15 protein-coding genes are annotated in these 14,499 nt (G+C 58.5%); 5 read left to right on the top strand and 10 right to left on the bottom strand.

Annotated features, from left to right (window positions below; all coding sequences use genetic code 11):
- Positions 1-154 precede the first annotated feature (154 nt).
- Positions 155-736 (top strand): NAD(P)H-dependent oxidoreductase, encoded by a 582-nt coding sequence (locus CLM71_RS20590; RefSeq protein ID WP_105232659.1) that lies wholly within the window; start codon positions 155-157, stop codon positions 734-736.
- Between the two features lie 33 nt (positions 737-769).
- The gene (locus CLM71_RS20595; RefSeq protein ID WP_105232660.1) at positions 770-1,078 is read left to right on the top strand and encodes a putative quinol monooxygenase; all 309 of its coding nucleotides are present in this window, start codon (positions 770-772) and stop codon (positions 1,076-1,078) included.
- A gap of 59 nt (positions 1,079-1,137) precedes the next feature.
- Here CLM71_RS20595 and CLM71_RS20600 read toward each other — a convergent pair whose 3' ends face one another.
- From CLM71_RS20600 to nudF, 7 genes are all read right to left on the bottom strand, one after another.
- The gene (locus CLM71_RS20600) at positions 1,138-1,431 is read right to left on the bottom strand and encodes a contact-dependent growth inhibition system immunity protein (RefSeq protein WP_105232661.1); all 294 of its coding nucleotides are present in this window, start codon (positions 1,429-1,431) and stop codon (positions 1,138-1,140) included.
- A 9-nt stretch (positions 1,432-1,440) separates the two neighbouring features.
- Positions 1,441-2,274, bottom strand: coding sequence for an RNase A-like domain-containing protein (locus CLM71_RS20605; protein WP_105232662.1), 834 nt, complete (start codon positions 2,272-2,274; stop codon positions 1,441-1,443).
- Positions 2,275-2,794: 520 nt separating this feature from the next.
- Positions 2,795-4,690 carry a DNA topoisomerase IV subunit B gene (gene parE, locus CLM71_RS20610; RefSeq protein ID WP_105232663.1) on the bottom strand — a complete coding sequence of 632 codons (1,896 nt, stop codon included), beginning with the start codon at positions 4,688-4,690 and terminating at the stop codon, positions 2,795-2,797.
- A gap of 109 nt (positions 4,691-4,799) precedes the next feature.
- On the bottom strand, positions 4,800-5,381 hold the full coding sequence (gene yqiA / locus CLM71_RS20615; RefSeq protein ID WP_105232664.1) for an esterase YqiA: 582 nt from the start codon (positions 5,379-5,381) through the stop codon (positions 4,800-4,802).
- Positions 5,381-6,208 (bottom strand): 3',5'-cyclic-AMP phosphodiesterase, encoded by an 828-nt coding sequence (cpdA, locus tag CLM71_RS20620; protein ID WP_105232665.1) that lies wholly within the window; start codon positions 6,206-6,208, stop codon positions 5,381-5,383. The genes yqiA and cpdA overlap by 1 nt, the downstream gene beginning before the upstream one ends.
- 70 nt (positions 6,209-6,278) lie before the next feature.
- A complete protein-coding gene (locus tag CLM71_RS20625) occupies positions 6,279-6,704 on the bottom strand; it encodes a DUF1249 family protein (protein ID WP_054306281.1) in 426 nt (141 codons plus the stop codon).
- Positions 6,701-7,336, bottom strand: a complete 636-nt coding sequence (gene nudF, locus CLM71_RS20630) for an ADP-ribose diphosphatase (RefSeq protein WP_105232666.1) — start codon at positions 7,334-7,336, stop codon at positions 6,701-6,703. The genes CLM71_RS20625 and nudF overlap by 4 nt, the downstream gene beginning before the upstream one ends.
- A 288-nt stretch (positions 7,337-7,624) precedes the next feature.
- Here nudF and tolC point away from each other — a divergent pair, with 288 nt between their 5' ends.
- Positions 7,625-9,148, top strand: coding sequence for an outer membrane channel protein TolC (tolC, locus tag CLM71_RS20635; RefSeq protein WP_105232667.1), 1,524 nt, complete (start codon positions 7,625-7,627; stop codon positions 9,146-9,148).
- Between the two features lie 60 nt (positions 9,149-9,208).
- On the opposite strand, the gene dhaM is transcribed toward tolC, so the two are convergent.
- The 3 genes from dhaM to dhaK are packed head-to-tail and all read right to left on the bottom strand — an operon-like array spanning position 9,209 to position 12,361.
- Positions 9,209-10,639 carry a dihydroxyacetone kinase phosphoryl donor subunit DhaM gene (gene dhaM, locus CLM71_RS20640; protein WP_105232668.1) on the bottom strand — a complete coding sequence of 477 codons (1,431 nt, stop codon included), beginning with the start codon at positions 10,637-10,639 and terminating at the stop codon, positions 9,209-9,211.
- A gap of 12 nt (positions 10,640-10,651) precedes the next feature.
- The gene (gene dhaL / locus CLM71_RS20645) at positions 10,652-11,281 is read right to left on the bottom strand and encodes a dihydroxyacetone kinase subunit DhaL (RefSeq protein WP_105232669.1); all 630 of its coding nucleotides are present in this window, start codon (positions 11,279-11,281) and stop codon (positions 10,652-10,654) included.
- A gap of 9 nt (positions 11,282-11,290) precedes the next feature.
- Positions 11,291-12,361 (bottom strand): dihydroxyacetone kinase subunit DhaK, encoded by a 1,071-nt coding sequence (dhaK, locus tag CLM71_RS20650; RefSeq protein ID WP_105232670.1) that lies wholly within the window; start codon positions 12,359-12,361, stop codon positions 11,291-11,293.
- Positions 12,362-12,633: 272 nt separating this feature from the next.
- Between dhaK and CLM71_RS20655 the strand changes: the two genes are divergently transcribed.
- The gene (locus CLM71_RS20655; protein WP_105232671.1) at positions 12,634-13,296 is read left to right on the top strand and encodes a DUF1190 family protein; all 663 of its coding nucleotides are present in this window, start codon (positions 12,634-12,636) and stop codon (positions 13,294-13,296) included.
- A gap of 3 nt (positions 13,297-13,299) precedes the next feature.
- The gene (locus tag CLM71_RS20660) at positions 13,300-14,460 is read left to right on the top strand and encodes a glutathionylspermidine synthase family protein (protein ID WP_105232672.1); all 1,161 of its coding nucleotides are present in this window, start codon (positions 13,300-13,302) and stop codon (positions 14,458-14,460) included.
- Positions 14,461-14,499: the final 39 nt, after the last annotated feature.

Here is a 14,499-nt window from a genome sequence, read left to right on the forward strand (position 1 = left end):
AAAACAGCAAAAGTCATGTGACTCAGCGCGCATTTTTCTCCCCTGCACGCGCAGGTAAACTCTTTCCCATCATGTTATCACCCCTGACCGGTTTCATGCCGCACGCTGACGCCGCTTGAACAAGATGCAGGGCCTATTCGCAAGAGGAAACCCGATGAGTAATATCCTTCTAATCAACGCCGGTAAAAAATTTGGTCACTCCAACGGTGAGCTGAACGACACCCTGACCGATGTCGCCGCTTCTTTTCTGCGCGACGCCGGCCATGAAGTCCAGCTGACCGTGGTCGATCAAGGTTACGATATCGACGCCGAAGTGCAAAAATATCTGTGGGCCGACGCGGTGATCTATCAGATGCCCGGCTGGTGGATGGGTGAGCCCTGGATCCTGAAAAAATACATCGACGAAGTATTTACCGTCGGCCACGGCTCGCTGTACGCCAGCGACGGCCGCACCCGCTCAGACGCCAGCAAAAAATACGGCTCCGGCGGCCTGCTGCAGGGCAAAAAACATATGCTGAGCCTGACCTGGAACGCGCCACTGGAAGCCTTTACCGATCCCGATCAGTTCTTCCACGGCATCGGCGTGGACGGCGTTTATCTGCATTTCCATAAGGCCAACGAGTTCCTGGGGATGGAAGCGCTGCCGACCTTTATCTGCAACGACGTGATTAAACAGCCGGATATTCAAAATGATATCGCACGATATCGCGAGCATCTGGCAAAAACTTTTGCTTAACTTATCTTTCGCACGTTTGTTAATGAGGTTGTCATGATCACCGTAATCGCAGAAATCAAAGTTAAACCGGGCCACCGTGAGACGGTACTGAAAGCCATTGAGAAACTGATCCCGTCAGTGCTGGCGGAGGACGGCTGCGGCGCCTACCAGCCGCTGGTCGATATCAAGGCTCAGGTACCATGGAAACAGTCGCTGCCGGATTCGGTGTTCATGCTGGAAAAATGGGAAAGCGTGGCGCATCTGGAAAAACACCTTGAGATGGAGCATATGCATCAGCATCGCGCCACCATCAAGGACAGCGTGCTGGATGTGAATATCCAGGTGCTGGAAGAAGCGCTGTAATCACCAAGCCCGGCCATTGCGCCGGGCTTTTTATGGTTCACGCATAAACTCAATGAACCTTAATGTTGCCCTAACGCTTCTTGGATTCGCTTCCGGAAAATATCAAAAAATTCACCTACGGGTGACATGTCCAGATCTCCGGGGTATCGCTCGCAAAACGCTTTGTCCAGATCGTCTGGATGCGCCGTTTGAAAATCATCCATTTCATTGATTAAATTTCGCAACAGATTCGCAGATGCCCCTTGTAAGTAATAATCAATCATTCCCTCTAGTTCTGTTGAACCCGTAATCAGATCGGCATCTTGATTAAAGTATCCCCCCATAAGGTTGTCTAGCAATGGGTAATCTTTCATTGTGCTCTCCTAGGGGATTGGATATGCGGTAAGTATGTAGTAAGGCTTTCCGTTAAAAGAGCCATGCTCAATGACAACCTTAAGGTTGGAGGTTTTCACAATCTCAGAAGCTCCTCGCTGTATGTAGTATCCCACGTGATTTACAGCCCTATGAGTTATGACAAGATTACGCAATGGGTATTTAGCCCAGTTTTTTATTAGTGTGTGATTGGCGCTCATAGCGCTTGAGATTGCTCTCTCAGCAATCGCAAGATTCGTAAATGAACTGATAGAACGTGGAGGAAAACGCCCGAATTTAGTCTCCTCCAATCGCTGTAGCAAAACAGCCTTGGATAGTCCTACATGGCGAACGATTGTGTGGCCACCAGGCTTTCCCCCGGTCATTGACTCGTGCTCAATCAGCCTTACCTTGCCCATACGCACAGAGGCAACACGTGCCGCACCTATCGCTGCCGCAAACACTAACGGAACAGCAATATCAACCGTAAGCCCCACATTGTAAGCCGTATCATCATCCGCACCCAAAGTTTTAGCTAGTGCGATAGCTGATTGGTAAGTATCGGTAGTGGTCGGCTGGCCGGTAATGATCTGATTAGAAGCGGCCTTGATACTGTCCAAGCTGTGAGTGCCAACAATGACACAACCGATTTTTGTTAAAAGTGTGGGATCTGGTACATAACACATCGCACCAGCACCAATAAGCTCAACAACACCACCAGCAAGCCCCAGACCTCCAAATAGGCGATTGCTTAGGGTTTCCCCTTCTGTGACACTCCTGTCTGACATGATCGCCGCCAGTTGAACCGGCGAAAGCACGACCCGTAAACCTTCCTCTTTTGCCATATAATTTCCATCCATTGGATTGGGTTAATCACATATAAACGACATGGTTGGGCATAAGATTACAACTTTGAAACATATAGACCAATTCCTGTGCACACAGTCATCGGGTATTTGCAACCATACAGACAGGAAGTCTAGTAATCAGTCATAACGATGATAATTCGCTGGGCTGATCACAAGTTCTATGCAGGAATCGGAAGCGTCTTGGCCGATTGCTGACGACAGCAATTTCTAGTTCTGACTATCTGAGCACATGACGGCTTTTTCGTAAGCAAGGGCGTGACTTTTCTGCGTTCGTGTTGGCAATTGGCGTGTGAATGCAACCAGTACGTCTACCGCAAGGTGTTATAGTTCTACTTGTTTTTTAGGGTAGGTTGGGGGGAAGAAAGCTTTCCGCCACTAGGTTAATGGCGGAACAGCAAATTACATGATTTAAAAACAGGCGAAACGTCAACCTTTCAGAACCATAAGCATCCTTGCTCAACAGATCAGCCGTTCACAATATGGCTGACATTGTTTGTTACACCGACAGTTCGGCGGTATCGCCCTTATCCTGCAGCCAGTTGCGGCGATCTTCCGAACGCTTCTTGGCCAGCAGCATATCCATCACCGCCAGCGTCTGCTGCACGTCGTTATCGTCGACCGTCAGCTGTACCAGCCGGCGGGTATTCGGATCGAGCGTGGTTTCGCGCAGCTGCAGCGGGTTCATCTCACCCAGACCTTTAAAGCGCTGGACGTTCGGCTTGCCCTTTTTACGCTTCAGCTGTTCCAGCACGCCGGCTTTCTCTTCCTCGTCCAGCGCGTAATACACTTCCTTGCCGAGGTCGATACGGTACAGCGGCGGCATGGCCACATACACGTGGCCGCCCTGCACCAGCGAGCGGAAATGGCGCACGAACAGCGCGCACAGCAGCGTGGCGATGTGCAGGCCGTCCGAGTCCGCATCCGCCAGAATACAGATTTTGCCGTAACGTAACTGGCCGAGATCTTCGCTGTCAGGATCGATGCCGATCGCCACCGAAATATCATGCACCTCCTGCGACGCCAGCACTTCGTCCGACGACACCTCCCAGGTGTTGAGGATTTTCCCCTTCAGCGGCATGATCGCCTGATACTCGCGGTCGCGCGCCTGCTTGGCTGAGCCGCCCGCCGAGTCCCCTTCCACCAGGAACAGTTCGGTCATGCTCAGGTCCTGCGAGGTGCAGTCCGCCAGTTTGCCCGGCAGCGCAGGGCCGCTGGTCAGCTTCTTGCGCACCACTTTCTTCGCCGCGCGCAGGCGGCGCTGGGCGCTGGAAATCGCCATTTCAGCCAGCTGTTCCGCCGCCTGAACGTTCTGGTTCAGCCACAGGCTGAAGGCGTCTTTCACCACGCCGGACACAAACGCCGCACACTGGCGCGATGACAGGCGCTCTTTGGTCTGGCCCGCGAACTGCGGATCCTGCATTTTCACCGACAGCACGTAGGCGCAGCGATCCCAGATATCTTCCGCCGACAGTTTGACGCCGCGCGGCAGAATATTGCGGAACTCGCAAAACTCGCGCATCGCGTCCAGCAGCCCCTGACGCAGCCCGTTGACGTGGGTGCCGCCCTGCATGGTTGGGATCAGGTTGACGTAGCTTTCGGTCAGCAGTTCGCCGCCTTCCGGCAGCCACAGCAGCGCCCAGTCCACCGCTTCGGTGTCGCCGGAGAAGGTGCCGACAAACGGCGCTTCCGGCAGGGTAATCAGCCCGTTGACCGCTTCCATCAGGTAGTCGGTCAGGCCGTCCTGGTAGCACCAGCGCTGTTCGGTATTGTTAACCTTGTCGGTAAAGTAGATTTCCACGCCCGGGCACAGCACCGCCTTGGCCTTCAGCAAATGGCTGAGGCGCGAGACGGAAAAACGCGGACTGTCGAAAAACTGTTCGTCCGGCCAGAAGTGGACGCGGGTGCCGGTATTGCGTTTGCCGCAGGTGCCGCTGACCGTCAGGTCCTGCACCTTGTCGCCGTTTTCAAACGCCATGTCGTACACGTTGCCGTCGCGTTTGACGGTCACTTCCACCCGTTTTGACAGGGCGTTGACCACCGAGATGCCCACGCCGTGCAGGCCGCCGGAGAACTGGTAGTTTTTACTGGAGAATTTGCCGCCGGCGTGCAGCCGGCACAGGATCAGCTCTACCGCCGGTACGCCCTCTTCCGGGTGGATATCCACCGGCATACCGCGGCCGTCGTCAATCACCTCCAGCGATTGATCGGCGTGCAGGATCACGTCAATGCGTTTTGCATGGCCAGCCAACGCTTCATCGACGCTGTTGTCAATCACCTCCTGGCCGAGGTGGTTCGGGCGCTGCGTGTCGGTATACATACCGGGACGACGGCGCACTGGTTCTAGGCCGCTGAGTACTTCAATGGCATCAGCGTTATAGCTGGATTGAGTCATCGTTGATTATGTTTTCGTGGTTAAAGGAAGGCGCCGAACGGCCTGCTCAGACCGCATGTTTCCCTTCGCGCCTGGAGCCATCACGTTTGTCGTCTGGCCACAACGTCTGTCATTTTGGGGCGAGTCCTAAAAAATCCACAATCTGGGGGAAGTAGTGATCGAAACCGACGAAGGCGTGGTTTCCTCCCGACTCCACCGTCTGCCGACAGGCAGTGTAATAGGCGACAGCCTGCCCGTAATCGAGAATTTCATCGCCCGTTTGCTGCAGCAGCCAGATTAAATCCGGCGACTCCAGAGGATCGATCTGCATGACTTTCAGATCGTAAACGTGACGAGACTCTAACACATATTGCTGACCGGTGTAGGGGTTCTCGTTTTGCCCGAGATAATCAATCAGCAGTTCAAACGGTTTCACCGCCGGATTGACCACCACCGTCGGCAGCGCGAAACACTGCGACAGCCAGGTGGCGTAATAACCGCCCAGTGAGGAGCCAACCACGCCCAGCGTGCTGCCGGCACGCTCCATCACCAGATTCTCCAGCAGCTCGGCCGCATCCGCCGGATAGGGCGGCAGCTGCGGCACCAGCATCTCGATCTGCGGGTGATGTTCGGCCAGCCACGTCTTGAACGACGACGCCTTGGCCGACTGCGGCGAGCTGTTAAAACCGTGCAGATAAAGCAGCGTTGACATCAGTAGCCATCCGAATCCATATCGGGGCGGAAATCATCGTTGTCCAGACGGCACACCTGGGTTTCCACCCGTCCGTCAGGCAGCAGATCAAGATAACGCCAACCCGGAGAAACATCGTCGATGGTAAAATTAGTACAGTGCGGCTTGAATTGCACGCAGGTGGACGGCGAGGCCAGCAGACGCCGCCCCTGCCAGGCCAGATCCAGCTCCTGGTGAATATGCCCGCACAGCAGCGTATTCACCTGCGGGTAGCGCAGCAGGATCGCGCCCAGCATATGCGGGTTGCGCAGGCTGTGCTGGTCGAGCCAGGTACAGCCGGAAGGCAGCGGATGATGGTGCAAAAGCAGCAGCGTGTAGCGATCCGGATGGGCCTGCAGACAGCGCTCCATCCACTCCAGCTGATACTCGCTCAGCTCGCCGTGCGGCACGCCGAACACCTGGCTGTCCAGCAGGATCACCTGCCAGTGCGCACCCAGCAGCACGTGCTTGGAAGGGGTAATGCCCGCGGCGGCCAGCGCGTCGACCATCGCCGGCTGAAAATCATGATTGCCCGGCAGCCACACGCAGGGAGCGGGCAGCTGCGAAATGCCGTCCGCAAAGTGCCGATATGCCTCAGGGGTATGATCCTGCGCCAGGTCACCGGTAGCGACAACCAGGTCAAACTCCCGCTGCTGGGCGCGCACCGCGTCCAGCACCGCATGGTAGCTGCGGTAGGTGTTAATGCCCAGCAAGGTCTCGTGCTCGCCGGCAAACAGGTGGGTATCGGTTATTTGTAAAATCCTGACCTTGGCCCCACTCGCCACGGGCAGTTTAAACAGGCTTTCCAAATGGTGTCCTTTGTTATCTCAGTCTGTCTCTACCCGTCATACTTCAAGCGCGCTTACCGTCGCTCGGGTATCACACAACAGGAACCGCCATCGCACCATGCGCTAAACAGTAGCGCAGCCAATCAGCAAGAAACTGGTTAATTTGATGCTTTTCGTCGCGTTGATGCAACTTTTTATTCGGATAATCATAACGCGCTTTAAAGCGAGAGATCTGCTGGCTGGCACACACTTCCGCAACCATCGCGTCATGGTAGAGCCGCACCGTCATCGCCGGCAGGCTCCAGTAGCTGACCGCCGGGAAGGTCTGCTCAATCGTCACCAGCGTCGTGTAACGCGTGGATTCCGCAATCGTCAGCCGATAGCGGGCGCCGTTCACCTGATAAGTCACCGTTTCCCCCGTTTCGTCATCGCGCGGCAGCAAACGCCGCAGCTGCGCGAAATTGGTTTCACACACTCTCATCATTTCAGGGAAATCAGGGGTATAGCGCTTTGTCATGGGTTGACCCACTCTTTTCTGAGCGATTCATGGTGCAACGCCAGCCACTGCAGGGCAATCACCGACGCCGCATTATCAATCGTACCGTCTTCCACCCAGCGGTAAGCCTGTTCGCGGCTCACCACATGGACTCGAATATCTTCATTTTCTTCACTCAATCCATGAATGCCTTCGGCGGTCGCGGCGTCCACTTCGCCGACCATAATCGACAGCCGCTCGCTGGTGCCGCCCGGGCTGGCCAGATAGCTCAGCACCGGTTTGCAGCGCCCGACCGCCACACCGGCCTCTTCTTCGGCCTCGCGGCGGCACACGTCTTCCACACTTTCGCCGTCCTCGATCATACCCGCCACCATTTCCAGTAACCAGGGGGAGTCTGAGGTATCGACCGCGGCGATACGCAGTTGTTCAATCAGCACCACTTCGTCGCGCAGCGGATCGTAAGGCAGCAGCACCGCCGCATGGCCGCGTTCGAAAATCTCGCGCGTAATCTCTTCGCTCACGCCGCCGTTGAACAATTTATGACGAAAACGGTATAAATTGAGTGAAAAAAAACCACGGTACAGCGTGTCCCGTGCAATAATTTCTACATCATTTTTGTCGAAAGTAACGGGCGTAGGCCGTAAGTTGCTCATAAACACGGTTCTCCTGCGTGAGTATGCCGGTGAAATAAACAGTTTTGATGACAGAATAGGCGAGACTTTCTCCCGCCGCGCGTTGTGGTAGATTATTGACCATGATAACAGGAGTCACTGACGTGAACATGACGGCCAGCGCCTCACAGGACAAGCCGGACGCGAAAATATCCGCCGGATGGCACGTTCAGCCACCTTATGGCAAGCGCGGACTCTGCTAGAATTGACAACTATTTAGACTATCGTCAGCGCTAACATACCAATATTGCTGCACAACAAGGAATGCAAATGAAGAAACTGCTCCCCCTTCTTATCGGACTGAGCCTGGGCGGCTTCAGTGCAATGAGCCAGGCAGAGAACCTGCTGCAGGTTTATAAACAGGCGAGGGAAAGTAACCCGGATCTGCGCAAATCCGCCGCTGACCGTGATGCCGCATTCGAAAAAATCAACGAGTCGCGCAGCCCGTTGCTGCCGCAATTGGGGCTGACCGCCGGTTACGAGTACAATAATGGCTACCGGGACTCCAATGGCGTCGATAGTGATGTAACAAGTGGCTCACTGGCGCTGACCCAGACCATTTTTGACATGTCCAAATGGCGCGCGCTGACGCTGCAGGAAAAAACCGCCGGCATCTCCGACGTCACTTTCCAGACCGCAGAGCAGAAGCTAATCCTCGACACCGCCACCGCCTACTTCAACGTGCTGAAGGCGATCGACACCCTGTCCTACACCCAGGCGCAGAAAGACGCGGTGTACCGCACGCTGGATCAGACCACCCAGCGCTTTAACGTCGGCCTGGTGGCGATCACCGACGTGCAGAACGCCCGTTCCAACTACGACACCGTGCTGGCGAGCGAAGTCAACGCTCGCAATGAGCTGGACAACGCGCTGGAAACGCTGCGTCAGGTGACCGGCACCTTCTACCCGGAACTGGCCTCGCTGAATACCAACCGTTTCGCCACCACGCGTCCGGAAGCGGTCAACAACCTGCTGAAAGAGGCGGAAGCGCGCAACCTGAGCCTGCTCTCGGCACGCCTGAGCCAGGATCTGGCGCGTGAGCAGATCAAATATGCACAAACCGGCTATATGCCAACGGTTGATGTGTCCGCCTCTACCGGCATTAGCAACACCAAATACAGCGGCTCGTCGACCGGCGGGGCGAATGCTGTACGTTATCGCGATTCCGATGCAGGCCAGAACAAGGTCGGTATCAGCTTTAACCTGCCAATTTACAGCGGCGGCGCCACCAATTCGCAGGTGAAGCAGGCGCAGTACAGCTTCGTCGGCGCCAGCGAACAGCTGGAAAGCTCGCACCGCACCGTGGTGCAGACCGTGCGCTCCTCGTACAACAACGTCAACGCCTCAATCAGCAGCATCAACGCCTACAAACAGGCAGTTATCTCGGCGCAGAGTTCACTGGATGCGATGGAAGCCGGCTACCAGGTGGGCACCCGCACCATCGTCGACGTGCTGGACGCCACCACTCAGCTGTATGACGCCAAACGTCAGCTGTCCGACGCGCGCTACACCTACCTGATCAACCAGCTGAATATTAAATCGGCGCTCGGCACCCTGAACCAGAATGACCTGCTGACGCTGAACGGCGCGCTGGGCCAACCGGTTTCTACCGCGCCGGACGCGGTCGCGCCGCAGAACCGCGGCCAGGATGCCTATGCCGACGGTTATCAGGATAACGCACCGATGCAGCAGGTCGCCGCACCGGCTCCGGCCAACCGCGTCAACAGCGCGACGCCGCAGCCTACCGCACCGGCGGCAACCGGTAGCCAGCCGCGCAACCCGTTCCGTAACTGACAGGTGCGGCAGTAAAATATGCACTCCGGGCGCGGCCTCTGCCGCGCCCTTTTTTATGCGCTAATGGCTCAGCTGCAATACGCCGCGCGCCGCATCCAGCATCGCCGTCTGACCGCTGCGGGTCTTTTCCAGACAATCGCTCATGCCGACCACCATTGGTATGCCCATCGCCTTGGCCAGAATAGCGCTGTGCGACAGCGCATTGCCGCCGCTCAGACAGATGCCCAGCACCATGCGCCGGTCCAGCATCACCACCTCCGACGGCATCAGCTCATCCACCACTAAAATCACCGGCTCCGACAGGGTAATCGGCGGGACCGGCTGCTGTTGCAGATAACTGAGGGTGCGCCGCAGAATGTCACGCACGTCCAGCTCGCGCGCCCGCAGGTAGTCGTCATCCAGCGCGCGATAATCGGCCGCAACGGCCTCCATCTCCTGCCGCCACGCCTGCTCGGCGCTGCAACACTGCTGGGCGATGCGCGTATACGCCGACTGCTGTAAGTCCGGATCGTCCAGCAACATGCTGTGCGCGCCGAAGATTCCCGCCTGGGGTTTGCCGATCAGCGTCGCGGTGCGCTCCGCCAGCCGGTTAAGATCGCCGAGCGTCTGCTGCAGCGCCTGACGCAGCCGCTGCTGCTCATGCAAAATATCATCGACGCCGGTATGCCGCGCCGGCAGCGTCGGCCAGACGCTACGCCATTGCAGAATCGGCCCGCTGCTGACGCTCTCCGCCACCGGCACCCCGTGCAACGACAGCGGCTGTTCACCAGAAACCGCCTCCCCGAAGTGCTGCTGCGCCAACGCATTAAACGCCGCCAGCGCCTCGTCGGCCTGCCTGCCGCTGGCGATCAGCCGGATGGTGTCGCCATGCCCCACCTGCAGCAGCGCCAGCTGATTCAGACTGCGCGGGTTGATACACTGACCGCTCTTCTCCAGCACCAGCTCGGCATCAAAATGCGCCAGCGTTTCCGCCAGGCGCGCCGCCGGACGCGCATGCAGTCCATGGACATTCTGCACCCGCCAGCTGGCGCTTTTGCCCTGCTCCAGCGGCAAATCGACCGTTTTCAGCGCCGCCGTCGCCTCCCCCAACTGCGCCCGCTTGGCCTGCAGCGCCCCCCGCGCCTCGGCCAGCACCTGTTCCAGTGCAGCGCCGGAATTGGCAGCCACCACCGCCGCCAGCGTACCTTCCACCAGCGGCGCGGCGCAGAGCGTCACTTTGGCCGCCAGTGCAGGTTCCAGCAACTCCAGCGCGGTTTCAGCGCTCAGCAACGCGCTGCCCAGATCCATCAGCACCACGATGCCGTCACCGTCGGCCACCGATTCAATCGCCGCCATCACCTTCATCGCATCGGTGCCGATCGGGTTCTGCTCATCATCAACGCCCGCCGCCAGCACCAGCCGACAACCGTCGCTGCGCATCATCTGACGCGCCAGCGCCTCAACGCCCTGCGCCAGCAGTGCGCTGTGCGAAACCACTACGATATTGATCATTTCGCCTCCCGCTTAGCCCGCCGCCGCAGACAGCGCCTGGATCATCAGCATCACCGAAGTCGCACCGGGATCCTGATGGCCGATACTGCGCTCACCCAGATAGCTGGCCCGTCCCTTGCGCGCCTGCATGGCGATGGTGCTTTCCGCCGCCTGCTTCGCCCGTTCGGCGGCCTGCCGCAGCGCCGCCCTGATATCCGGCGCCTGTGCCAGCGACTGGCTCAGGCTGTCCGCCACCGGCTGCCAGACGTCGCACATGGTTTTATCTCCCGGCTGCGCCTTGCCGCGTGCCGCCACGCCCTCCGCACCGGCCTGCACCATCTGCTGCAGTTCAGCCAGATCCAGACTCTGTTTACCGGCCGTCACCTGCGCCGCGCGGATAAAGAAGGTGCCGAACAGCGGGCCGCTGGCGCCGCCGACGCTGGACAGCAGCGTCATGCCGCTGCTTTTCAATATCGCGCCGATGTCCTGCTCCGCCACCGACGGCAGCTTGGCCGCCACCTGGTCGAAACCGCGGTTCATGTTCAGGCCGTGATCGGCATCGCCGATCGCCGTATCCAACTCGGTCAAAAAATCACGCTCGCGACGAAATACCTCGCCGCAGCGCATCAGCCAGTCGACCAACTGTTGTTTCGTCAACGCCATGCTTCCTCCTTAGCAACCCCAACGCAGCGCCGGCGTATTGACCGGCGCATCCCACAGTGACAGCGCCTCGTCATCCACCTTCAGCAGGGTGATGGAGACGCCCTGCATATCCAGCGAGGTACAGTAGGCGCCGACCAGACTCCGCTCCACAATCAGCCCGGTTTCCGCACAGCGCTCGGCCAGACGATGGTAGACGCCGTACAGCTCCGACAGCGGCGTCGCCCCCAGGTTATTCACCAGCGCAATCACCCGGTCGCCGCGCGCCAGCGGTCGCTTGGTCTGCAGCTCTTCCCGCCACTCGCCCTGCACCCGATCCCAGACGCGGATCGTTCGCTGGTAGTGGCCGTGCTCCAGCAAAGTATGAAACATCGCATCCACCGCCTGATTGAGGCCGCTGAAAGGCCGCCGCGCAATGCCCGGCTCGCCGTGAATGCCGACGCCGAACTCCATCTCGTTATCCGCCAGCGTAAACGACGGTTTGCCGGCCGCCGGCACGGTGCAGGCACCGAGCGCGATACCGATGGAGTGCCCCTGGTTGTTCAGACGGTGGCCCAGCGTCACCAGATCATCCAGCGAATCGCCGCGCGCCGCCGCCGCGCCGAGCAATTTTTCCAACAGCACGGTATTGGCGACGCCGCGGCGTCCGGCGGTGAACAGGCTGTCTTTTACCGCCACATCGTCATCCACCAGCACCGTCGCCACCGCCACGCCGCTGCCGTGCAACAGTTCGGCGGCGGTCTCAAAGTTCAGCACGTCGCCGGTGTAGTTCTTGACCAGCAGCAGCACGCCGGCGCCGCCGTCGATCGCCAGCCCGCAGGCGAACATTTTATCCGGCGTCGGCGAGGTAAAAATTTCCCCCGGACAGGCGCCGTCCAGCATCCCTGCGCCGACAAAGCCACAGTGCATCGGCTCATGGCCGCTGCCGCCGCCGGATAACAGCGCCACTTTGCCCGCCGCCGGACCGGCCGAGCGACAGACAAACAGCGGATCGCGATGCACCAACAGCTCCGGATGCGCCTCGCCCAGCCCGAGCAACTGCTCCTCCAGCACCGATTCAACCTGATTGATAAGTTTTTTCACCTTGCCCTCCTCCGAATGACGCAACTTTTGGCGTCCGCCGAGTTTTCAGTATGGAACAAGAGCGTCGGACTTTCCGCGAGCGAACCGGCACAAACGACGCGCATTTCTGCACGTTGCACCCGGTTCTTCGCCAAAGCCGGCAATTTTGTGTATAGCTGCGTAAATACCATTTTGAACCGGCGTTTCAGCTTTAATTTTGACCAGCTTTCCCCTATTCTTACGCCACTACTGGGAAAGGGCGAGACAGCCCGCACGAGATGGGATTTACCACGATGAAACGGACCAAAAACATCAACCAAGAGACGTTCCGCAAGTCCTGGCGCAGCTACCGTATGGCGCCGGTCGCGCTGGCCGTCAGCGCCGTATTTATGCTTGCCGGCTGTGAAAAGAGCGATGAGACCGTCTCGCTGTATCAAAACGCCGACGACTGCTCGCGCGCCAATCCGTCCATGAGCGAACAGTGCACCACCGCCTACAACAACGCGCTGAAAGAAGCGGAAAAAACTGCGCCGAAGTACGCCAGCCGTGAAGACTGCGTGGCCGAATTCGGCGAAGCGCAGTGTACGCAGGCGCCGGCCCAGGCCGGCATGGCGGCGGAATCGCAAAGCAGCGGCAGCTTCTGGATGCCGCTGATGGCGGGTTATATGATGGGCCGCCTGATGGGTGGTGGTTCCGGCTTCGCGCAGCAACCTCTCTTCTCCTCGAAAAACCCGGCCAGCCCGGCCAACGGTAAGTTTGTTGACGCCACCGGCAAGAGCTACGGCCCGGCCACCGCCGGCGGCCGCACCATGACGGTGCCGAAAACCGCCATGGCGCCGAAACCGGCCGTCACCAACACCATTACGCGCGGCGGCTTCGGCGAAACCGTCGCCAAACAGACCAGCATGCAGCGCAGCGCGGCATCCGGCACCTCCTCCCGCAGCATGGGTGGCTAACCGATGAAACGCATTGCCATTGAAGAGCGTCTGGACTGGCAGGCCAAGGCGGCGGAGTTCGGCTTTAATTTTCACACCATGTACGGCGAGCCCTACTGGCGTGAGGATGCCTACTACCAGTTTACGCTGGCGCAGATTGAAGAAATTGAAAGCGTCACCGAAGAGCTGCACCAGATGTGCCTGCAGGTGGTGGAAAAAGTGGTCGCCAGCGATGCGCTGATGGCCAAATTCCGCATTCCGAAGCATACCTGGGAATTTGTGCGCAGCGCCTGGCGCACCGGCGCGCCGTCGCTCTATTCGCGTCTCGATCTGGCCTATGACGGCGTGAACCCGCCCAAGCTGCTGGAAAACAACGCCGATACGCCGACCTCGCTGTACGAAGCGGCGTTCTTCCAATGGATCTGGCTGGAAGATCAGATCAACGCCGGCAAACTGGACCCGCAGGCGGATCAGTACAACAGCCTGCAGGAAAAGCTTATCGAACGCTTTGCCGAGCTGAAAGCGCACCACGGTTTCGGCCTGCTGCATATGGCCTGCTGCCAGGACAGTGAAGAAGACCGCGGCACGGTGCAGTATCTGCAGGATTGCGCGCAGGAGGCTGGCGTCCCCACCGAGTTCCTGTTTATGGAAGAGATCGGCCTGGGGGAAAAGGGCCAGTTTACCGACCTGCAAAACCAGGTGATCGGCAACCTGTTCAAGCTGTATCCGTGGGAATTTATGCTGCGCGAGATGTTCTCCACCAAACTGGAGGACGCCGGCGTGCGCTGGCTGGAGCCGGCCTGGAAGAGCATTCTTTCCAATAAGGCACTGCTGCCGATGCTGTGGGAAATGTTCCCCAATCATCCCAACCTGCTGCCGGCCTATTTTGCCGAAGATGAGCATCCGCCGCTGGAGCACTACGTGGTCAAGCCGCTGTTCTCCCGCGAAGGGGCCAATATCCGCATCGTACAAAACGGTCAGGAAGTGGCCAACGTCGACGGCCCTTACGGCGAAGAAGGCATGATCGTGCAGCAGTTCCACCCGCTGCCGCAGTTTGAGGGCAGCTACACGCTGATCGGCAGCTGGCTGATCAACGATCAGGCCGGCGGCATTGGCCTGCGCGAAGACCGCGAGTTGATCACCCAAGACCTGTCGCGCTTCTACCCGCATATTATTTTGGGCTAAATCGTACGCCGTAAACCGGCGACTCTGCTCTGAACACGC

The organism is Serratia sp. MYb239 (genome assembly GCF_002966855.1).
Classification (GTDB): Bacteria; Pseudomonadota; Gammaproteobacteria; order Enterobacterales; family Enterobacteriaceae; genus Serratia_B; species Serratia_B rhizosphaerae.